18 protein-coding genes and 1 other annotated feature are annotated in these 21545 nt (G+C 37.7%); of the genes, 14 read left to right on the top strand and 4 right to left on the bottom strand.

The genetic code is table 11. The features are described 5' to 3' along the window. Positions 1-197 precede the first annotated feature (197 nt). The 7 genes from MHH70_RS08000 to MHH70_RS07970 all read left to right on the top strand — a co-directional run bounded on the left by MHH70_RS08000 (position 198) and on the right by MHH70_RS07970 (position 8973). On the top strand, positions 198-566 hold the full coding sequence (locus MHH70_RS08000) for a YisL family protein (protein ID WP_066165138.1): 369 nt from the start codon (positions 198-200) through the stop codon (positions 564-566). A 176-nt stretch (positions 567-742) separates the two neighbouring features. After that, positions 743-2215, top strand: coding sequence for an alpha-amylase family glycosyl hydrolase (locus MHH70_RS07995; RefSeq protein WP_342473000.1), 1473 nt, complete (start codon positions 743-745; stop codon positions 2213-2215). Between the two features lie 700 nt (positions 2216-2915). Further along, positions 2916-3926, top strand: a complete 1011-nt coding sequence (locus MHH70_RS07990) for an ABC transporter ATP-binding protein (RefSeq protein ID WP_066165144.1) — start codon at positions 2916-2918, stop codon at positions 3924-3926. Beyond that, on the top strand, positions 3926-4876 hold the full coding sequence (locus tag MHH70_RS07985; RefSeq protein WP_342472998.1) for an ATP-binding cassette domain-containing protein: 951 nt from the start codon (positions 3926-3928) through the stop codon (positions 4874-4876). The genes MHH70_RS07990 and MHH70_RS07985 overlap by 1 nt, the downstream gene beginning before the upstream one ends. A gap of 1 nt (position 4877) precedes the next feature. Continuing rightward, the gene (gene opp4B / locus MHH70_RS07980; RefSeq protein WP_066165150.1) at positions 4878-5840 is read left to right on the top strand and encodes an oligopeptide ABC transporter permease; all 963 of its coding nucleotides are present in this window, start codon (positions 4878-4880) and stop codon (positions 5838-5840) included. Positions 5841-5933: 93 nt separating this feature from the next. After that, positions 5934-6779, top strand: coding sequence for an ABC transporter permease (locus tag MHH70_RS07975; protein ID WP_082798990.1), 846 nt, complete (start codon positions 5934-5936; stop codon positions 6777-6779). Between the two features lie 358 nt (positions 6780-7137). Then, positions 7138-8973: an oligopeptide ABC transporter substrate-binding protein gene (locus MHH70_RS07970; protein WP_066165156.1), complete on the top strand. Its 1836-nt coding sequence runs from the start codon at positions 7138-7140 to the stop codon at positions 8971-8973. Between the two features lie 102 nt (positions 8974-9075). On the opposite strand, the gene MHH70_RS07965 is transcribed toward MHH70_RS07970, so the two are convergent. Then, complete coding sequence (locus MHH70_RS07965) at positions 9076-9882, bottom strand: Cof-type HAD-IIB family hydrolase (protein ID WP_107942150.1); 807 nt, start codon at positions 9880-9882, stop codon at positions 9076-9078. A gap of 251 nt (positions 9883-10133) precedes the next feature. Between MHH70_RS07965 and MHH70_RS07960 the strand changes: the two genes are divergently transcribed. Together MHH70_RS07960 and MHH70_RS07955 are read left to right on the top strand one after the other, a co-directional pair. Next, entirely contained in the window at positions 10134-10886 is a 753-nt protein-coding gene (locus tag MHH70_RS07960) for a prolyl oligopeptidase family serine peptidase (RefSeq protein ID WP_342472997.1), read from the top strand. Positions 10887-10941: 55 nt separating this feature from the next. Continuing rightward, positions 10942-11250 carry a metal-sulfur cluster assembly factor gene (locus tag MHH70_RS07955; protein WP_066165213.1) on the top strand — a complete coding sequence of 103 codons (309 nt, stop codon included), beginning with the start codon at positions 10942-10944 and terminating at the stop codon, positions 11248-11250. A gap of 527 nt (positions 11251-11777) precedes the next feature. On the opposite strand, the gene MHH70_RS07950 is transcribed toward MHH70_RS07955, so the two are convergent. Next, a complete protein-coding gene (locus tag MHH70_RS07950) occupies positions 11778-12470 on the bottom strand; it encodes a Crp/Fnr family transcriptional regulator (protein WP_107942152.1) in 693 nt (230 codons plus the stop codon). Positions 12471-12745: 275 nt separating this feature from the next. Here MHH70_RS07950 and MHH70_RS07945 point away from each other — a divergent pair, with 275 nt between their 5' ends. Next, positions 12746-14866: an AAA family ATPase gene (locus MHH70_RS07945; protein WP_107942153.1), complete on the top strand. Its 2121-nt coding sequence runs from the start codon at positions 12746-12748 to the stop codon at positions 14864-14866. 58 nt (positions 14867-14924) lie between these two features. On the opposite strand, the gene MHH70_RS07940 is transcribed toward MHH70_RS07945, so the two are convergent. Further along, positions 14925-15116 carry a YjzD family protein gene (locus MHH70_RS07940; RefSeq protein ID WP_066165167.1) on the bottom strand — a complete coding sequence of 64 codons (192 nt, stop codon included), beginning with the start codon at positions 15114-15116 and terminating at the stop codon, positions 14925-14927. A gap of 207 nt (positions 15117-15323) precedes the next feature. Between MHH70_RS07940 and MHH70_RS07935 the strand changes: the two genes are divergently transcribed. Further along, the gene (locus MHH70_RS07935) at positions 15324-16262 is read left to right on the top strand and encodes a beta-ketoacyl-ACP synthase III (RefSeq protein WP_066165170.1); all 939 of its coding nucleotides are present in this window, start codon (positions 15324-15326) and stop codon (positions 16260-16262) included. A gap of 19 nt (positions 16263-16281) precedes the next feature. Next, on the top strand, positions 16282-17520 hold the full coding sequence (gene fabF / locus MHH70_RS07930; protein ID WP_066165173.1) for a beta-ketoacyl-ACP synthase II: 1239 nt from the start codon (positions 16282-16284) through the stop codon (positions 17518-17520). 451 nt (positions 17521-17971) lie between these two features. On the opposite strand, the gene trpS is transcribed toward fabF, so the two are convergent. After that, positions 17972-18961, bottom strand: a complete 990-nt coding sequence (gene trpS, locus MHH70_RS07925) for a tryptophan--tRNA ligase (RefSeq protein ID WP_342472995.1) — start codon at positions 18959-18961, stop codon at positions 17972-17974. Between the two features lie 59 nt (positions 18962-19020). Continuing rightward, positions 19021-19339 (bottom strand) — a binding site (T-box leader). Between the two features lie 551 nt (positions 19340-19890). Between trpS and spxA the strand changes: the two genes are divergently transcribed. Beyond that, on the top strand, positions 19891-20289 hold the full coding sequence (gene spxA / locus MHH70_RS07920) for a transcriptional regulator SpxA (protein WP_066166148.1): 399 nt from the start codon (positions 19891-19893) through the stop codon (positions 20287-20289). Positions 20290-20858: 569 nt separating this feature from the next. After that, a complete protein-coding gene (mecA, locus tag MHH70_RS07915) occupies positions 20859-21509 on the top strand; it encodes an adaptor protein MecA (RefSeq protein WP_066166151.1) in 651 nt (216 codons plus the stop codon). Positions 21510-21545: the final 36 nt, after the last annotated feature.

Below are 21545 nucleotides of genomic sequence, written 5' to 3'. Positions count from 1 at the left end.
TGCTAAAGCGAATGTTTATCGTGTTTTAAAAGATGCCTTCTCTATTTAGTTGAGTTAATATTTTGTCAAACATCATCGCCACTGTCCAAAATGCCGGCTATGCACGGCTTTTTGGACAGCCTCAACACCATTTCATTGAAACAACCTACCTCACATGATAGGATATGTCTTGAAGAGAAAAAATGAGGTGGGATATGATGGATTTTTTAACTAGCACAACGCATCTCCATATTACAACATGGGTACTTGCACTTGTACTATTTTTCATTGGCGCATTAGCAAGTAAACCAAACAAAGGTGTGCATATGGCGTTGCGTGTTATGTACATTTTAATTGTCATTACAGGTGCAGCATTGCTTATGGAATGGCGTGGTGTCATTACAGAAAGCAGCATGTACTATGACATCAAAGCTTTATTCGGTATACTTGTTATTGGATTCATGGAAATGATTTTAGTACGCAAGAAAAAAGACAAGCCAACAACAATGTTCTGGGTACTATTCGCAATCGTGTTATTAGTAACGCTTTATCTAGGATTATCAGTTGGAATTGGTGTGAATTTCTAAAAAAGATAAAGGTGTCTGAAAAGTAGGCTAGCAAGCCACTTTTTAGACACCTTTTGCTTTGTGTTGTTCACGTATTTGACGTATTTCATTTTAATTTACAGTATTGTAATAGTAAAAGTGCCCGGAAGTTTGATAAAATGACGATGGACTATTGTTAAATTAGGAGAGACATTCGAATGAAGATGATGAAATGGGTTTCTGCAATGATAGTGACAATCTTATTAATTTCTCCATTTTCAGCTGTTAGCTATGCGGAGGAAGCACGAACGATTGCAGATGAAAGTATATATGACGTACTAATCGACCGCTATTTTAATAAAACAGCGGAAAACGATATTAATGTAGATAGGCAGAATGCAACACAATTTGCTGGCGGTGATTTTGCTGGCTTAATTGAAAAGCTCTCCACAATAAAAAAAATGGGTTTTACAATTGCTTCCATTGGAACAGTGTTTACAACTGAAACATATGATGGTTGGACACCTACAAGCTATGAAAAAATTGAGCCACATTTTGGCACTGAGCAGGAGCTAAAGGATGTAATTGCTGCCTATAATAAAGAGGAAATTTCCATAATGGTTGATTTCCCCCTATCTAATGTAAGTGCAGAGCATGAATGGGTGAAAGATTCAGCTAAAAAAGACTGGATTAAATCACAGCAAGATGGCATTGTACATTGGGATTTAGCAAATGTGGAGGTTCAAGCTGCTTTGCAAGAAGCGCTACTGCAATTTGCCCAAAGCTATAATTTTGGTGGTATTCGCTTAACAAATATTGGTGATGCCAATACAACGTTTTTAAATAGCTTGATTGAAGCATTGAAGGCACAAAATAGTGCGATGTATGTTATTTCAAATGAAGTCAGCGATGCTAACTTCGATGCAAAATTTGCTTCAGATGCAACCGATTTATACCGCGAGATGTTTAAAAATGTGGATTTATCAACAACGGATTTCTTAAAATATGTTGAGCCATACTTGGCGGGTGAGCAAATAGCACCACAGTTAATGATAGATTCATTACAAACAGATCGCTTTGTATTCGATGCAACAGAGCAAAAAATGTTCCCGCCAACACGTTTGAAAACAGCGTTGTTACCAATCATGTTCTTACCTGGCGTGTTTGTTATGCAATATGGTACAGAAATTGCTATGAATGGTGAGGCAGGTGAACAAGCACATCAAGTTTATAATTTTAAAACAGATGAGGAGCTTGTCGATTTTATCGGAGACTTACAAAGCATACGGAAGAAATCAACTACTATGCGTCACGGTGATTTTAATTTAGTTGAAAACGATAATGGATTGATTGCTTTTACTCGTACGTCTGAAGAAGAACAATGGCTAGTAATATCGAATAACACGAGTAAAACGAAGCACGTAGTTTTAACAGCACAGGAAATTGGTGAAGACAAGGAATTACGCGCTGTTTTAAGTAGTGAAATTGTTAAGCAAAATAAAAATGGGGAATATATTGTTGTATTAGACAGAGAAGTTTCAGATGTGTTTCAAATTATAGATAAGCGAGGCTGGAATATCCCTTATTTAGCAGCGCTAAGTATTGTCTATTTATTATTTATAGTTTTTGTGATTGTATTCGTAAAACGTGGTCGAAAAAATCGTAAGCTACAGGACAGTAATGCAAAATAAAAAATACCTTATCATTCCTTTTATGGGAATTGATAGGGTTGTTTTTTTATTCATAGAAAAAAATTTAAAAAAACTTTTTCTATGAATAAGTGCGGAAATATTGGTTTGATAGGTGAAATATAACATATTATATAAGAGTATTCTTTATAAATATGAAGAAATAGTAGGGAAAGTGAATTAAAATACGGTAGCTTAGTGGTAAGTAAATTATTATTTTTTCATAACTATTTAATTATGCTACAAGTGTTATATATGATGATAATTTCTAACTCTAATAGTGAATCTAAATTCAGTTTAACGCAGATATTGCCATTTTAGAAAACTAATGTTTGAATATTCTTATATATGAAAAAACTTATAATAATTATTTTTGTATAATTTATTCTTTGTAAAAAAATGTACAAAATTAGCGTATTATGTAGAATATAATGCATTAACTAGCACTTTAAAGTGCTGAAGTAAGAGAAAAATAAAAAAAAGCTTGTCAAAAATATTATTTAATTTTAGAATCATGTTATGTCAGAATAGCTAAACATGGAGATATTGACTTTAAAGAATTACAAAGAGTATAATGTGAAGCGGTATAGTCAGCTTTTTCATTATGCCATCAAGAATTGGGAAACAGTTTTGAATGATTGATTTTTGCTGAATAGTAAATTGTCGTAATATTCTTAACTGGTTGCTTGAAAGGAGAAAGAATTTGAAAACGTCAGAAGAGCTTTTAGTAATTAAAGATTTACATACAGGTTTTCGAATTAAGGATACGTATTTTGACGCAGTTGATGGCGTGTCTTTGACATTAAGAAAAAACGAAATCCTGGCGATTGTTGGCGAATCGGGCTGTGGTAAAAGTACACTAGCCACATCGATTATTGGACTTCACGATCATAATAAAACGCGAGTGCAGGGTGAGATTTTATATAAAAATAAAAATCTTGCAAAATTAAGCGAGGATGAGTTCAACGATGTTCGTGGTATGGATATAGGAATGATTTTCCAAGATCCTCTTTCTGCATTAAATCCATTAATGCGTATTGGAGAGCAAATTGAGGAAAGTTTAATTTATCATACTAAATTAACAAAAGAACAGCGTGTGTCTCGAGTTTTCGAACTATTAACGCAAGTTGGAATTCCAAATCCACAGCGTGTTGCAAGGCAATTCCCTCACCAATTATCTGGTGGTATGCGTCAGCGTGTTATTATTGCGATTGCGATTTCTTGTAAGCCGCAAATTATTATTGCGGATGAGCCGACAACGGCGCTTGATGTAACAATTCAAGCCCAAATTTTAGATTTACTAAAAGACTTACAAGCAGAAACGGGCTCAGGAATTATTTTAATTACACACGATTTAGGTGTTGTAGCTGAAGTAGCTGATCGCGTAGCTGTTATGTATGCGGGTCAAATTATTGAAGAGGCACCAGTAGAAGAATTGTTTAATAATCCGAAACACCCATATACACGTTCATTATTTAACTCAATTCCACAGATGAACTCAGATGGGCAAAAGTTAAATGTTATCGAAGGAATTGTACCTTCTTTATTGAAATTACCACGTCAAGGATGCCGTTTCTCACCGCGTATTTCTTGGATTCCAGAAAGCGCACATGAGAAAGATCCTGTGTTGCATGAAGTAGCACCAAATCATTTTGTAAGATGTACATGCTACAAGGAATTCTACTTTAAAGGCGAAGAAGGAGGACGTGCATAATGAGCTTTATGCAAATTAACGATTTAAAAGTCCATTACCCAATTCGCGGTGGATTTTTTAATACAATAATTGATAATGTATATGCCGTTGATGGTATTTCAATGGAGTTTGAAAAAGGGAAAGCATACGGTCTTGTTGGGGAATCTGGTTGTGGTAAATCTACAACTGGTAAATCAATTATCGGCCTAGAGAAAATTTCAGCAGGCTCTATTATTTATGAGGGTGAGAATGTAACGAATAAGCGTCGTGACCGTACCTCTGCTTATAATCGTGATATTCAAATGATTTTCCAAGATTCTCATTCAAGCTTAAATCCGAGAAAGCGCGTACAAGATATTTTAGCAGAGCCAATTCGCAACTTTTTGAAGCTAACGCCACAGGAAGAAAGTCGTAGAATTAATGAGCTTTTGGCGATTGTTGGTATGCCAGAAGATGCGAAATTAAAATATCCACATGAATTCTCTGGTGGTCAAAAGCAACGCCTTGGTATTGCGCGTGCTATTGCAACAAATCCAAAATTAATTATTGCGGATGAGCCAGTTTCGGCACTGGATTTATCTGTACAAGCACAAGTGTTAAACTTCATGAAGGATATTCAGGATGAATATGGCTTAAGTTATTTATTCATTTCACATGATTTAGGTGTAGTAAAACATATGTGTGACTATATTTCTATTATGTATAAAGGTCGTTTCGTAGAGACGGGCTCGAAAAAGGATATTTACGGTAATCCACAGCATATTTATACGAAGCGTCTACTATCTGCGATTCCAGATGTTACACCGAATGGACGTGAAGAACGTAAACTTGAGCGTATAGAAGTGGAACGTAATTATCAATTAGAGCATAAGCAGTATTTTGATGAGAACGGTCGAGTATACGATTTATCACCAATTTCAGACACGCATTTTGTAGCTGCAACTTCTTCAGCACTGAAGGGAGGCAATTAATATGTGGAAAACGGTTGTTAGACGTTTTTTAATTATGATTCCACAATTATTTGTGCTAAGTTTATTAATTTTCATTATGGCGAAAAACATGCCTGGTGACCCATTCACAGGTAAAATTACGCCAGAAACAGATCCCGCGCGTATTGAAGAATTGCGTGAAATAAATGGTTTGAACGATCCATGGTATCAGCAATATGCACGTTGGATGGGCAATGCTTTTAAAGGGGAATTTGGGAACAGTTACACGTACAAGGTGAAAGTATCGACGCTAATCGGTGAACGTGCAATGAACACATTCTGGTTATCGTTATTAACAGCTATTATGCTTTATGCAATCGCAGTGCCATTAGGGGTATTGGCAGGGCGTTTCCAAAATAGCTTGTTTGATAGAGGGGTAGTTTTATATAGTTTTATAAGCTTTGCGATACCGACATTCGTACTAGCATTAATTATGCTATACTTCTTCGGTTATAAATTGCAGTGGTTCCCAGCAGGCGGTTCTGTTGACGTTCGGGAAGCACCAGGTACTCTCGGCTTTTATATGAGTAAAGTTTACCATATGATTTTACCTGCATTTACGCAAGCGGTATTAGGTACAGTAGGGATTATTCAATATTTACGTACAGAAGTAGTAGATGCAAAGAGCATGGACTATGTACGTACAGCGCGTGCAAAAGGGGTACCAGCACGCAAGGTTTACTCAAGACATATTTTCCGTAACTCGCTATTACCAGTAGCTGCGTTTATCGGTTTTACAATTACGGGCTTATTAGGTGGATCTATTTTCATTGAAACAATTTTCGCATATCCAGGTATGGGACAACTATTTATTTCATCTATTTCATCTCGTGACTATAGTGTTATTACAGCACTCGTTATGCTATACGGCTTCTTAGCGTTATTAGGTAGTCTATTATCCGATATTATTATGAGTATTGTTGACCCACGAATTAGGATTGAATAGACAAAATAATAAGTTAAGGAGAGGTGAAAAAAAGTGGTTAAAGAGAAAGACAACAAAAAAGAGCAAGAAGTAATAAGCGCTCCACCAACTGGTATGCAGGTAGTATGGCGTGAATTTATAAAAGATAGAATTGCAATGATATCTTTAGTTATTATGATTGTAACAATTTCTGGTGTATTCATTGCATCATTATTTTTCGACCCAGCAGAGGTAATGAAAATTTCATTACGTGGTAAATATGCACCTCCAAGCGCTGAGCACTGGCTTGGTGCCGATGTTGGTGGTAGTGATATTTTCGGACAGCTAATTATCGGTGCGAAAAACTCGCTGTTAATTGCGATTGCAATTACGTTGATTACAGGTACAGCTGGTATTTTCATTGGTTTAGCTTGTGGTTATTTCGGTGGATGGATTGATAATATGTTCATGCGTATTATTGACTTCTTTATTACATTACCATCATTAATGATTATTATTGTATTTATTACAATTGTACCGAAATATACTGTATTAACTTTTATTTTAATTATTAGTTTATTCGGCTGGACGAGTATTGCACGTCTCGTGCGTTCAAAATCATTATCAGAAAGCCGTCGTGACTATGTAAATGCTTCAAAAACACTTGGAACAAACGACTTTGTTATTATTTTCAAGGAAGTAATGCCAAATATTAGTTCGATTTTAATTGTTGAAGCAACATTAAACTTTGCAGGGAATATCGGGATTGAAACAGGTTTAACTTATTTAGGCTTCGGTTTACCGCCGTCAACGCCTTCATTAGGGACACTTGTAGCATATGCAAATAACCCGTTAGTTATGTCAACATATTGGTGGGTTTGGCTACCAGCAGCATTATTTATTTTAATTTTAATGCTTTCAATCAACTATGTTGGGCAAGCGTTACGCCGTGCAGCAGATGCTAAGCAACGTTTAGGTTAATTTCTTAGGGAGAAGATTGTGTAGGGATTTAGAAAATATTTTCTAAATTTCCCTCACAATTTATGAAAATATGCTAGACTTTTTGCATATAAAATAGTTAAGATATGAAAGAAGTAACCAGTTATGGATATTTCTTTCGGAAACTATTAAAATATTATATTCAGAAAAAACTGAAAATTGATTTTTTTGAAAAGATTTACTAGAATAAGTGTTAAGCTTCTGTAAACGGCGCTAACGCTTTAGGTACAAAAAAATTGGTACCATCACATTTATCATCACTTGATAAATGTGTTTTGATAAATATGGCTAGTGTTTATAGGTACAATTTCTAGCTGAGGCAAAAAAGGGAGGAAAAAAAATGAAGAAACAACGTTGGGCTCTTCTAGCAATGTTATTTGCACTAATGTTAGTATTAGCTGCATGTGGCGGAGATAAAAATGAAGACGCAGGCAAGGGCACTGATACAGGTAAAACTGACGGTGGCACAACGACTAATGAAGAAGCTAATAATGAGCAAGAAGATGGCTTCGCGTTATCTGTTGAAAACGAAGGAACTGCTATTGACGGCGGTACATTAATGGTAGCTATGCAGAAAGATGAGCCTTTCCAAGGTATTTTCTCATACGCACTATATGAAGATGCATATGATTCAGATTTAATGGCTTTTGCATCTAACACGATTTTCAGCGCAGACGGTGACTTCTTACTGACTGACGAAGGTATTGCAAGCTTTACTTTAGAAGAAGGTGAACCAAACATCGTAACGATTAAAATTCGTGAAGGTGTAAAATGGTCTGATGGTGAGCCATTAAAAATTGAAGACTTAATGTTACCATATAACATTATTGGTCATAAAGATTACACAGGTGTACGTTATAACTCATTCTTCCGTAACATCGTAGGTGCTGAAGCATACCATGATGGTACAGCAGAAACAATTTCTGGTCTTAACAAAATTGATGAAACAACTTTAGAATTACAACTTATTGAAGTATCTCCAGGTTTATTCTCAGGTGGAGATGGTATCTTAACTTATGCTGAGCCAAGCCACATTCTTGGTGATGTTCCTGTTGCTGACTTAGTTGAACATGATGCAGTTCGTAAAAACCCAGTTACACTTGGTGCTTTCGTAATTGACCGTGTTGTTCCTGGTGAGTCTGTACAATATAAAGCAAACGAAAACTACTGGAAGGGTCGTCCGAAATTAGACGAAGTAATCGTGAAAGTAGTACCATCATCTTCTATCGCGAAAGCATTAGAATCTGGTGAATATGATTTAGCATTATCATTCGGTTCAGCAAAATATGCTGAAATTAAAGATTTAACAAATATTGATGTTTTAGCTCGTCCTGAGCTTTACTACTCATACCTAGGTTTCAAAGTAGGTAAATGGGATACAGAAACAAAAGCTGTAGCAACTGATTTAGAAAACACTAAAATGGGCGATGTAAACTTACGTCAAGCTATGGCTTATGCATTAAACGTTGAAGAAGTAACAGAAGTATTCTATGAAGGTTTACGTGAGCGTGCAAACGCAATCGTTCCTCCAGTATTCTCATCATTCCACGATGCAAGCTTAGAAGGATACAACTATGATCCAGAAAAAGCAAAACAATTATTAGAAGACGCTGGCTTCAAAGATGTTGACGGCGACGGTATCCGTGAAGATAAAGACGGTAATCCACTTGAAATTAAATTTGCTACAATGTCAGGTGATGACGTAGCTGAGCAAATTTCTGCATTCTGGTTACAAAACTGGAAAGACGTTGGTTTAAATGTTGTGTACACAGATGGTCGTACAATCGAGTTCAACTCATTCTATGACAAAGTAGAAGCTGATGATCCAAACATTGATATCTTTATGGCTGCATGGGGCGTAGGTTCTAACCCATCACCATCTGGTATTTATGCACATACAGCGGCATACAACTTCTCTCGTTACACATCAGATAGCTTACAAACAATTTTAAGCAACATCGACTCTAACAAATCATTTGACGCTTCTTACCGTGCTGAGCAATTCGCAGCATTCGAAAAAGAAATGGCTGAAGTAGCACCAGTGGTACCAATGATGTACCGTTTAGAGCTTACACCAGTTAACAAACGCGTTAAAAACTGGAGCATCGACTATAGCAATTCAACAATCGATGATTTAGAATTAGTAGAATTAGTAGCTGACGCACCAATTAAATAATAATTCGTGTGAAGCTGAAAAAAACCCTCCCTTGCATTTACAAGGGAGGGTTTTTTAATTTCTTTACAGCAAAGTAGTAAATTAAGCTAGGAGGAGAGCTCGTTAAAGCTTTAAACGCTCTGCTAAAAACTTCCCAATGCCATCTTCGTTATTGGATAATGTAATTTCATTCGCGATATTTTTTAGTGGCTCTATGCCGTTGCTCATTGCCACGCCTATTCCAGCATAATCAATCATTTCTAAATCGTTATCCTCATCACCAAATGCGATAATGCGCTCCCGTGGAATTTGCATATTATGGGCGATATGTGAAATACCAACAGCCTTGTTCAAGCCTTTGCGCACAACTTCAATAATGTTGAATGGCGCACCCCAACGGCGATGCTCGATTAATTCGGCATGTACATCTTCTAAATGCTGACGGATTGCTGCTGCATGTGCATCAGTTGCTTGAATGAGTAAACTTGTTGGGTCTTCAAGTAAATGTGTTTTTAAGTTACCTGTTGTGACACGTGGATTGCCCATCCCTAAAATATGCATCATTTGTTCATCCTCATTATGCAAGTAGACATCATCCATTATTTCAGCGATTAAATTTTCATAATTATATTGGTCAACTGAATCGACAACATCATGAACGACACGCATCGCAAGCGGTGAATGCAGTTGCTGCCAAGCGCTATTTGTAGGATGGTGCACTAATGCGCCATTAAAATTAACAATCGGAGTTTGTAAGCCGAGCTCCCGATAATAAATTTCACTTGCACGATAAGGGCGACCCGTTGCAATCATGACGGCATGACCTTCCTGCTGTGCTTTCGTCAAAATATCCTTTGTATAGGAGGAGATTTGTTGTTGGTCCGTTAATAATGTGCCGTCTAAGTCTAAGACGATTAAATGTTGCTTCATACTAGTTTAAGTCCCCTTTCTCAAGCATTCACAGATAGTTATTAATTTGAACCAAAAGTAGATTGGTTATTTCTAAATTAATTTTCTGTAAAGCTAATTGGTAAAGCAAACAATCAGAAGGGTGAAGAAATCCTCACTCATTGAAGTTTCACTCTATTTTACTGTCTTTTACTATTATACGTCAAAGTTTTGTCATATCATTCAATTTTTGTTACTCTTAGTATAGAGATATTTCGTAGGAGTGAGAATTAGTGATTGTACAGCGTGAAGTATGGGAGCACATACCGTTATTACATGTGCATACGTCGGAAATGACTGTTGAAAATCCGACAGTTATTTTTATTCATGGTTTCGGCAGTGGGAAGGAGCATAACTTACATTTCGCCTATCAGTTAGTAGAAAAAGGTGTCCGTGTAATTTTGCCAGATGCACATTTGCATGGTGAGCGTGCCGAGCCTAATACAACGAAAGAGCAGCTAGAGCCAATATTTTGGGAAATTGTTATGCGAACGGTAGGGGAAGTAGAAATCCTCTATAAAAAGCTCCAAGATAAAGGTTTGTTAACAACGAAGGCAATAGGTATTGCAGGGACCTCAATGGGAGGAATTACGACTGTAGGATGCTTAAGCAAATATGACTGGATACAAACAGCGGGGATTTGCATGGGAGCAACGAGCTATCCAAAATTTGCGCAGCATCAGCTTGCTCAGTTTGAAAAGGCAGGTATTGAATTACCTTTTACCGAGCAGCAGCTTGCAGAGACAATGGCAATGCTAGATGCCTATGATTTAGAAAACAAGGCGAATATTTTACAGCAAGTGCCAACGTTTTTTTGGCATGGCAAAGAAGACAAAGTTGTCCCATTTGAGATGAGTTATCCATATTTTGAAAAGCACGGGGAAAATTCGCGTTCTGCATACATGATTGATGAAAAAGCGGGGCATGTTGTATCAAGAGCAGGTATGCTTGCTGTAACAGACTGGCTAGCACAGCATTTGGCATAAGCATGGAGTTCTGCTATCATTAAATATAACATAGAAAGGAGTGTTAAAAATGGCAATTGACCAAGATATGAAAGATAGTATGTATGGCGCTTTAGAAAACGTAATTGACCCCGAGTTAGGAATTGATATTGTTAACTTAGGCTTAGTATATGATGTAGATTTAGATGAAGAAGGTTTAGCAACAGTAACGATGACATTAACTTCAATGGGTTGCCCACTTGGCCCTGTTATTGTAGACCAAGTAAAAACAGCTTTAGGTGAGCTACCTGAAGTAAAGGATACAGAAGTAAATATTGTATGGACACCAGCGTGGTCAAAAGATATGATGTCACGCTATGCGAAGATGGCATTAGGCGTTCGCTAAAGGAAAAAAAGTACTCTAAAAGCCGTACGTAGCCGACTTTTGGAGCGCTAGCGATAGTGTTTTGTCAAGGAATTTACTTGAAAAAAATGGCGAATTATTCTTTGGAAATAGAAAAACACATGTTTTAGGGGATTTTCTCCTGGATGAAAATGGAGATTGAATTTTTGTTACACAAGCAAGTCGGGGCTGTCTGAAAAGACAGCCCCGTTTTTTAAAGGTTATTTTAGGAAAAAGTCAGTGTTTTCTCATTTTCAAAGAGGGCCCTCTCAATTTTAATGAGCAAACATTTTACCAAAACACCACCCCGCCAGGAGTTGTCCGAAAAGTCCATTTTGTTTTGACACTGCATTGAAATCAATGTTTTCATCGCTTCCCTTTTACTGAAGGAGTACACTGTTAAAGCCAATGTTCATCCCATTTTTAATAGAGGCGTTCTCTGTTGATACGAATCAACATTTTGCGAAACATCATCGCTACTGTCCAAAATGCCGGCTATGCACGGCTTTTTGGACAGCTCCCCCCACGCTTTAATCGATTCGGCAAATTGTTAAGGGACAATTTTCGCAATTAATTTCATTTTTTAAAAAAGGCAAGTCGTGTACTGTAATATGACCTTTATGGAAGGAAATAATCTGATGTTTTTTCAAATCATTAAGCATGCGGTTAATCAGCTCTCGGCTTGTGGCGCAAAGATTGGCTAGTTCTGTATTTGTTAAAGCAAAATTAATAAAAATTGAACCATCCTCTTGTTTTTGACCATACGTATTTGTTAATCGAATTAATGTGGAATAGAGTGCCCCTTTTTTTCCGTGAAGCATTAAATCACGTAAGCGACTTTGGTGTTTCATTATTTCAATTTGTGCCCACTGCAAATATTCCATCATTAATTTAGGACGCTCTGTTAATAATAATTCAAATGTGTGGTGTGAAAGTGATAATAGCGTAGCCGTTTCTAGCGCTCTAGCATTTGCCATATGGTAATTCAATTGGCAAAACGGGGAGCTCTCACCAATTAATACATCATTACCACAAATACGCAATGTTATTTCTTTGCCCTGTTCTGTTTCTTTGCTAAGTTGGATAACGCCCTTTTTAATCAGAAAAATGTTTTCGGCTTTTTCTCCTTCTTGGAAGAGTTGGTGACCTTTATCTATTTTTATTAACGAACCATGTTCTATAAAAAGTTGGAAAATTCCTGTAGGTATTGTTTGAAAAGACATGTAAATACATTCCTTTCTTACGTAATCTAAAAGCTAAGATAAACGTTTTTCAAAATTGATTAAGGTTATAATAACATAATATGTATAAGGAAAATACAGCTTCTTCATTAATTTACTCGAAATTAATAGTTCTTGGAGCATTTTTTTGCAAACTAAATTTCAATATTTTATAATTCAATTAGTCAGTAAAGGTCAAATTGTTTTGATTTCCAAAAAACAATGACAAAAGTGGATACTTGAGTTTGCCTAAAAAAATTGGTTTGGAGGGATATTTTATGCAATTTAAACAAACTGAAGATAATCGTCCCCCTTTAGAGCAATTTGGACGTAACTTAATTGAAGAAGTGAAAAAGGGGAAAATGGACCCTGTTATCGGGCGAGATGAGGAAATTCGCAATGTAATACGTATTTTAACGCGCAAAACAAAAAACAATCCGGTGTTAATCGGTGAGCCTGGTGTAGGAAAAACGGCCATTGTCGAAGGATTGGCGCAGCGCATTGTGCGTCAGGATGTTCCTGAAGGATTAAAGGAGGCTCAGCTTTACGAGCTTGATATGAGTGCATTAATTGCAGGGGCAAGCTATCGTGGTCAATTTGAGGAACGCTTAAAGGCTGTGCTAAAGCAAGTAAAAGATTCAGAAGGACGCATCATTTTATTTATTGATGAAATTCATACAATTGTCGGAGCAGGCAAGACGGATGGCGCAATGGATGCGGGCAATATGTTGAAACCGATGCTAGCACGCGGTGAGCTACATTGCATCGGCGCAACGACATTAGATGAATATCGCATGTATATTGAGAAAGACCCTGCATTAGAGCGTCGCTTTCAGCAGGTTTTAGTGCGTGAGCCATCCATTCAAGATACGGTATCAATTTTACGTGGCTTGAAGGAAAGCTTTGAGCTACATCATGCTGTGCGCATTCATGACCGTGCCATTATAGCGGCAGCGGAATTATCAAATCGTTATATTACTGAGCGCTTTTTACCAGATAAAGCAATTGATTTGATTGATGAGGCGTGTGCGATGATTCGGACAGAAATTGATTCAATGCCACAGGAGCTAGATACAATTAAACGTCGCTTAATGCAGCTTGAAATTGAAGAGCAAGCATTACAAAAGGAAAAGGACGAGGCGAGTAAAAAGCGTCTTGAAGCATTGCGCAACGATATTAAGGCGTTAAAAGAATCGTCAAATGAGATGATGAAGCAATGGGAGGCTGAAAAGGCCGATTTGCAATTAATTCAGCAAAAGCGTGAGCAGCTCGGGAAATACCGTCGTGCATTAGAAGAAGCAGAAAGCAAGTATGACCTAAATCAAGCGGCTGAACTTCGCCATGGTAAAATACCAACATTGGAAAAGGAGCTAGCTACGCTTGAAGTATCTTTAAACGGTGAAGAGGCACGCTTATTACGTGAGGAAGTGACAGCGGATGAAATTGCCTCCATTGTTGCACGTTGGACAGGCATTCCTGTAACGAAGCTTGTAGAAGGAGAACGCGAAAAGCTACTGCGTTTAAAGGACGTTTTACATGAGCGTGTCGTAGGGCAAGATAATGCGGTGACACTTGTATCAGAGGCAGTATGGCGTGCGCGTGCGGGCATTAAAGACCCAACAAAGCCAATTGGCTCATTTTTATTTTTAGGTCCGACAGGTGTAGGGAAAACAGAGTTAGCAAAAGCTTTAGCTGCACAATTATTTGACTCAGAAGACCATTTTATTCGCATTGATATGAGTGAGTATATGGAAAAGCATAGCGTTTCACGGCTGGTTGGGGCACCTCCAGGCTATATTGGCTATGAGGAGGGGGGACAGCTAACAGAGGCGGTTCGTCGCAATCCATATGCAGTTGTATTGTTGGATGAAATTGAAAAGGCACATCCAGACGTAGCAAATATTTTATTACAGGCTCTAGATGATGGGCGTATTACAGATAGCCAAGGACGCAATGTCAACTTTAGTAATACGGTCATTATTATGACATCGAATATTGGTTCAAGTTATTTGCTTGAGGCGAATGAGCAGACAGAGCAGCTTGTCACGGCAGCACTTCGTCAGCATTTTAAGCCAGAGCTACTGAATCGTGTTGACGATATTATTACTTTCCATGCATTAACAGATGAACATTTTTATGCAATCACTTGGAAATACGTTCGCCAGTTACAGGAACGAATTGCGGAGCAGGAAATTACAGTGAATGTGGATGAGGCGGTCGTTCATTGGGCTGTCAAAGAGGGAGTTGATGCACAATTCGGTGCTCGTCCATTAAAACGCTTTGTACAGCGCCATATTGAAACAGCGGTGGCAAAGGCATTATTGCAAGGTGATGTATTGCCAGGAGACACATTAGAGGTAACACTTGAAAATAATGCAGTGCATATTGAAAAAAGTTAACTTAATCAAAAAATTGCCTGAAAAGTAGTGCATTAGCACACTTTTCAGGCAATTTCTTTTAATGACTATCAGCGTCTGCTATTGGGTCGTTTGGAATAATTGCAGAAATGATAAATACTAAAATACTTACTGCTACAGAAAGAATAGCTGCTAAACCGAAGTTAGGGTCTACACCTAAAATCGAGCTCACTACATAAGTTAACATTGATACTAGTAGGAATGACCAAATAAATGTCATGATGTATTGCATTTGATTCACCTCTATTTAGACTTTGTATATCGTTTTCATTAAATCACATCTTTAATATAATACCACACGTTAGGTAAAAATAAAATTACTGTTTTTAAACAATTGTGAAGGTTGTTTGAAAAAGAATTTCTTGCGATTCAAAAAATTGTTGGCTATAATTAGTACCAAGTATTAATAATTAGTGTTAACCAAGAAAGGGGCCGCTATATGAATGCAGGTATTATCGGCGTTGGAAAATACGTACCGGAAAAAGTAGTAACGAATGAGGATTTAGAGAAAATTTTAGATACAAGCGATGAGTGGATTCGTACGCGTACAGGTATTGAAGCACGTAGAATTGCGGCTGACAATGAAGAAACATCAGATATGGCGTATAAGGCAGCTGTTGCGGCGATAACAAATGCAGGTATTCAGGCTGAGGAAATTGGTTTAATTTTGGTAGCAACAGTGACGCCGGATCAAGCATTTCCAACTGTAGCATGTCAAATACAGGAGGCACTTGGTGCTAAAAATGCAGCAGCTATGGATATATCTGCGGCTTGCGCAGGCTTTATGTATGGTTTAATTACGGCAAAGCAATTTGTTGAAAGTGGTAGCTATGACAATGTGCTCGTTGTCGGTGTTGAAAAGCTTTCAAAAATTATTGATTGGCAAGATCGCAATACGGCTGTATTATTTGGTGATGGCGCAAGTGCGGCTATTGTATCAAAAGTATCTGAAGGGCGCGGAATTTTATCGTTTGAGCTAGGAGCAGACGGCACAGGTGGTAAGTACTTATGTCTAGATCAAAACAAGGCGATTGCGATGAATGGGCGCGAAGTATTCAAATTTGCTGTACGTCAAATGGGTGAATCAGCAATGAATGTTGTGGAAAAAGCAGGTTATCGTAAAGAGGACGTAGACTATTTAATTCCCCATCAGGCGAATATTCGCATTATGGAGGCTGCTCGTGAGCGTTTAGGCTTACCAGAAGAAAAGATGTCAAAAACAATTCATAAATATGGTAATACATCAGCAGCATCTATCGGCATTTCATTAGTCGATGATTTAGAAGAAGGCAAAATTAAGAACGATGATTTAATCGTATTAGTTGGATTTGGTGGCGGTCTAACATGGGGCGCTGTCACACTACGTTGGGGAAGATAATACTAGAGGGGGAAGAGACATGACAAAACGTAGAGTAGTAGTAACAGGAATTGGAGCAGTAACACCGCTTGGAGCGACTGCCGAAGCAACATGGGATGCCATTAAAGCAGGTAAGTCGGGTATTGGTCCATTAACACGTGTAGATGCAGAGAAATTTACCGCGAAAGTAGCAGCAGAAGTGAAAGAATTTGATATTGAACAATTTGTAGAGCGTAAAGAAGCTCGTAAAATGGATCGCTTTACACAATATGCAGTTGCAGCATCTATGATGGCGACAAAGGATGCAAACCTAAATATTACTGAGGATATGGCACCGCGTGTAGGTGTTTGGATTGGCTCTGGTATCGGTGGTATGGAAACATACGAGCAACAATTTTTAACGTTCCAAGAGCGTGGAGCACGCCGCGTAAGCCCATTCTTTATTCCGATGCTTATTCCAGATATGGCTTCAGGTCAAGTATCGATTTATTTAGGGGCTAAAGGTCCAAACTCATGCTCTGTAACAGCTTGTGCCTCTGGTACGAACTCTATCGGTGACGCATTCAAAGTAATTGAGCGTGGGGATGCAGATGTAATGATTTCTGGAGGAGCAGAGGCGCCGATTGTTAATTTAGCAATTGCTGGTTTCACAGCAAATACAGCATTGACGACAAATGCTGACCCAAAGACGGCAAGCCGCCCATTTGATAAGGAGCGTGATGGCTTCGTTATCGGTGAAGGTGCAGGTATCGTGATTTTAGAAGAGTTAGAGCACGCTTTAGCGCGTGGTGCAAAGATTTATGGTGAAGTAGTCGGTTATGGCACAACAGGTGATGCACATCATATTACAGCGCCAGCGCCAGAGGGTGAAGGGGCTGCGCGTGCAATGCAGCAAGCAATAAATGACGCAGGTGTTGAGCCGAATGTAGTTGGTTATATTAATGCACACGGTACAAGTACACCATACAATGATTTGTTTGAAACACAGGCAGTAAAAACGGTATTCGGCGAGCATGCCTATAAACTAGCAATGAGCTCAACGAAATCGATGACAGGTCATTTATTAGGTGCTGCTGGTGGAGTGGAAGCCATTTTTACGGTGCTAGCATTACATGAAGGAATTTTACCACCGACAATTAATTTACACACACCAGACCCAGCGTGTGACTTAGATTATGTACCGAACGAAGCGAGGGAAGCTTCTGTTGAGTACGCATTAAGTAATTCACTTGGCTTCGGTGGCCATAATGCATGTTTATTATTCAAAAAGTATAATTAATAGTGGCGTTCAAATAGCAGTGCATTGCCTGTTATTTGAACGCTTTTAATGTTGTTTTTCAAAGAGTTCATACGTTAAAATAAAGAGGGGTTTTTTTGGGGAATGAGAGAAACACTAGATTTAGCAGTGTTTAGCCTAGATGTAAGCAAAGGGCGCAAATTAAACTTTCAATGCACTTAAAAACAGGGATAGTCTTTTTTGGACAGCCCTGTTTTTCTTTTCAAATAGACGCATTTTTAGCATTTTACTTGAATATTTCTGTAAGGAAAGGATGGTGTTATCGTACGCTTTGTTTTGTTTTTGTTTTGCTACGGTATTAGTGTCGTATCCATTAGCAATTGCATTTTGTATTTAAACTATCGAACGCTCGGCTACTCATGGTCGGCAGTATGGAACTTTTTACTTGGTACATACGAGCTTTATATAGCTATCGCTTCACTTTGCGTGCTATTTATCGTCGTTTTCGACCTAAACCCATGGCGTTCTCCATTTTCTTAAGTGTTTTAGAGGCGATGGCATTCGCTTTTTCTGCTCCAGCATCTAAAATATCGTCTAATTCATGAGAATCAATCAATGCGTAGTAACGTTCTTGAATTGGCGTTAAATGCTCAATTACAGCAACAGCTACACCTGCTTTAAAATCACCGTAGCCTTTGCCTTCATATTTTTTCTCTAGATCAGCAATTGAAATGCCAGATAAAGCAGATTCAATTGTTAGTAAATTGGACACACCTGGTTTATTTTCGACATCGAATTTCACAATACCATCAGAGTCTGTTACGGCGGATTTGATTTTCTTTTCAATTTCCTTTGGCGTATCCAACACGCGAATTGTCGCTTTCGTATTCGGGTCGGACTTGCTCATTTTTTTCGTTGGCTCCTGCAACGATTTAATGCGCGCGCCTTCTTTCGGCAATTGAATATCAGGAATCGTTAAAATCTCGTTGTAACGCTTATTAAAGCGTTCTGCTAAGTCACGTGTTAATTCGATATGCTGCTTTTGGTCTTCACCAACCGGCACAATATTTGTATTATAAAGCAAAATATCTGCTGCCATTAATGGCGGATACGTTAATAATGCAGCAGATACTGACTCTTTTCCACTCGATTTATCTTTGAATTGTGTCATGCGCTCTAGCTCCCCGATAGATGCCACACATTGAAGCATCCATGCGGCCTGTGCATGTGCAGGAACTTCAGATTGAATAAATAAAATGGATTTTTCTGGGTCGATACCAACAGCAATATACATCGCTGCAAGACTTCGAATACTTTTGCGTAGCTCTAATCGCTCCTGCGGCACTGTAATGGCATGCTGGTCAACGATGCAGTAAATTGCCTGGCCTTGGTTTTGTAAAGCAGGGAATTGTCTAATTGCCCCGATATAATTACCAAGCGTAATAGTACCTGTAGGCTGAACACCTGAAAAAATTGTTGTCATTAAAATTCCTCCTAATTATTAAATAAATACAAAAAACATCATGCATCCCTATTAAAAATAGTAGGGACGAATGATGTTCGGAATCCGCGGTACCACCCAGCTTGCCCATAAATCTGAGCCACTTAACCTTCGTAACGTGAAGTATGCCGAGCTTTACTACTATGCCTCTAAATTTTTTCATGCTTGCTTGAAAAAATTATGGGGCTATCTCTACATTCAGCTACAAGTGAGTCATTGTCAGAAATGGCTGAACGATAAATTATTGTTCATAAAGCTAACTCAGAAGCCCATTCCGTTTGTATGATGGTCTGTTTGCACCAACCACAGACTCTCTAAACATCAAAGCTCAAACGTACTCTTCTTCTTCATTGTTTTTAGTTATATCTATTATGACTGAAATTATAGTATAGATGTATAAAAAAATGCAATACCTTTGTATAAAGTAAATTTAAAAAGGTTAATCTTATTGTAATGCAAGGGAACTTTTTGAAGAATGGGGCGGTCTGAAAAGAAAAGGGTTTTTCGGGCAATGGAAGTATAACTTTTGTCTATTCTTTTACATTTGAAAGAAAATGCTAAAACCTTTTTAATGAAACGTCTAAAAACAGTGCCATAGCTCATCATTAGGGCACCCGCAAGTGAAATTTTTCTCGATTATTTATAACTAATTGAGAAAAATCAGTCAAACGCATGTTTTGTTGTAACACAGTTTGGGTATAAACATACTGTTATAAATAATCATTCATACACTAGTCATAGTTGTTATTAGTTAAATCTTATTATTTTTTAAAATAGAAGGGTTTTTTATTGACATCCTATATTCAAAGTAAGTCAAATAGTGTATAATAACCGTAGCACTTAAATTAAATTAATTCTAAATTAAGAATTCAATAATATAGTTGATTCCAAAATGAAAGGATGTGTTACAAATGAGAGTTACTTTGTTTACATCGCCAAGCTGTACATCTTGCCGTAAAGCAAAGGCTTGGCTTGAAGAACATGATATCCCTTATACAGAGCGTAATATTTTTTCCGAGCCTTTAACAATTAGTGAAATTAAAGAAATTTTACGCATGACGGAAGATGGAACAGATGAGATTATTTCAACTCGCTCGAAGATTTTCCAAAAGTTAAATGTAGATGTAGAAAATTTACCGTTACAAAGATTGTACGAGCTTATTCAAGAATATCCGGGGCTACTACGTCGTCCAATTATTTTAGATGAGAAGCGTTTACAGGTCGGTTATAATGAAGATGAGATTCGACGTTTTTTACCACGTGGTGTTCGTGCATTCCAATTGCAAGAAGCACAAAGAATGGTCGATTAATGATGGGACCTGTAGAGGCAGGAGTTTTCTGTTGAATCAAGATAAAGTGAAACTTCAATCGGTGGGGGTTTTCCTCATCCCCCATTGATTGTTAGTTGAACCAATCGGGCTTTTACGGGCAGTTGAACTCCCACTTATCCTTAAGCCGACTTTCACTTAAGTCTTGAAGTGGGTGTTCTACTGCCCGTTAATGCGGGATAAAAGGTTTTAGCTGTCTGGAAAGTATTATCTTTCTAGGCAGCATCTTTTTTGTTTCACAATTTACTTGGACTTGCCTTGCTATTGAGAAAATAGTACAATGTAATCTCAATATTCTAATAATTTCAGGGCTAATTTTCAGTAATTTTAACGTTTTTGGTGTTTTTCCTTTTCATTTTTTACGGGAACATCATACAATAGAGTTATAGAAAAGTATTGGCCTTTCTATAAGTGAATTATGTCTTTTGTAATTCCTATAAAAAATCTGTGCAATGCTCCACTGTTAAGAGCATGTATGAAAAAGCTTCAAAAGTTGAATGATAATTTTACATGTTCGTTTAGCAAATGACTGTGAAGGGAGTTGAGGTCGAATGGACATCGAACGCATCAATGACAATACATTAAAGCTGTTCATTACGTATAGAGATATTGAGGATCGTGGTTATAGCAGAGAAGAGATTTGGTATAATCGTTCCAAGGGTGAAGAGCTATTTTGGGATGTCATGGCTGAAGTCAATACAGACGATTATTTTGATTTAGAAGGACCGATTTGGATTCATGTTAACGCATCAGAGCAGGGGCTTGAAGTAATTGTTACACGTGCGAACATGAGCAATGATGGGGAGAGCTTAACAAATGGCTTTGATGAAAATCAAGATATCGCAGCACAGTTACGCGAAATGGAAGAAACACTTTTAGAAACGATGGAAAGTGAAGACAATGAAGAAGGCACAAGCATTTTAAATGCTCGCTATAAATTTAAAGATATTGATGAATTAATCCCTGTTGCCAAGCGCCTAATCACATATGGAACGGCATCATCACTATATAAATTGGACAATGAATACTATTTATCGGTCGATTTTTCGGAGATGGCAGATGCTTATGAGCGTCGAAATGCAATCGCTATTTTAAAGGAGCATCTACAGCCAACGAAATTAACAATTCACCGCATTGAAGAATATGGTCAACCAATTATGCCAGAGGATTGTTTCGAAACAGTTATTCAATATTTCGCATAAGAATGGGCGTCCGAAAAGCGTGCTAAAGCACTTCTT

The sequence above is a fragment of the Metasolibacillus sp. FSL H7-0170 genome (assembly GCF_038593115.1).
GTDB classification, from domain to species: domain Bacteria; phylum Bacillota; class Bacilli; order Bacillales_A; family Planococcaceae; genus Metasolibacillus; species Metasolibacillus fluoroglycofenilyticus.
Note: the sequence above shows the minus strand (reverse complement) of the source record. Positions and strands in the feature narration are given on the sequence as shown.

Excerpts from the sequence above, each read along its gene's own strand:
- MHH70_RS08000 (WP_066165138.1), top strand. The coding sequence starts at position 198 with ATGGATTTTTTAACTAGCACAACGCATCTCCATATTACAACATGGGTA.
- MHH70_RS07995 (WP_342473000.1), top strand. The coding sequence starts at position 743 with ATGAAGATGATGAAATGGGTTTCTGCAATGATAGTGACAATCTTATTA.
- MHH70_RS07985 (WP_342472998.1), top strand. The coding sequence starts at position 3,926 with ATGAGCTTTATGCAAATTAACGATTTAAAAGTCCATTACCCAATTCGC.
- opp4B (WP_066165150.1), top strand. The coding sequence starts at position 4,878 with ATGTGGAAAACGGTTGTTAGACGTTTTTTAATTATGATTCCACAATTA.
- MHH70_RS07975 (WP_082798990.1), top strand. The coding sequence starts at position 5,934 with ATGCAGGTAGTATGGCGTGAATTTATAAAAGATAGAATTGCAATGATA.
- MHH70_RS07970 (WP_066165156.1), top strand. The coding sequence starts at position 7,138 with ATGAAGAAACAACGTTGGGCTCTTCTAGCAATGTTATTTGCACTAATG.
- MHH70_RS07965 (WP_107942150.1), bottom strand. The coding sequence starts at position 9,882 with ATGAAGCAACATTTAATCGTCTTAGACTTAGACGGCACATTATTAACG.
- MHH70_RS07950 (WP_107942152.1), bottom strand. The coding sequence starts at position 12,470 with ATGTCTTTTCAAACAATACCTACAGGAATTTTCCAACTTTTTATAGAA.
- MHH70_RS07945 (WP_107942153.1), top strand. The coding sequence starts at position 12,746 with ATGCAATTTAAACAAACTGAAGATAATCGTCCCCCTTTAGAGCAATTT.
- MHH70_RS07940 (WP_066165167.1), bottom strand. The coding sequence starts at position 15,116 with ATGCAATACATCATGACATTTATTTGGTCATTCCTACTAGTATCAATG.
- MHH70_RS07935 (WP_066165170.1), top strand. The coding sequence starts at position 15,324 with ATGAATGCAGGTATTATCGGCGTTGGAAAATACGTACCGGAAAAAGTA.
- fabF (WP_066165173.1), top strand. The coding sequence starts at position 16,282 with ATGACAAAACGTAGAGTAGTAGTAACAGGAATTGGAGCAGTAACACCG.
- trpS (WP_342472995.1), bottom strand. The coding sequence starts at position 18,961 with ATGACAACAATTTTTTCAGGTGTTCAGCCTACAGGTACTATTACGCTT.
- spxA (WP_066166148.1), top strand. The coding sequence starts at position 19,891 with ATGAGAGTTACTTTGTTTACATCGCCAAGCTGTACATCTTGCCGTAAA.
- mecA (WP_066166151.1), top strand. The coding sequence starts at position 20,859 with ATGGACATCGAACGCATCAATGACAATACATTAAAGCTGTTCATTACG.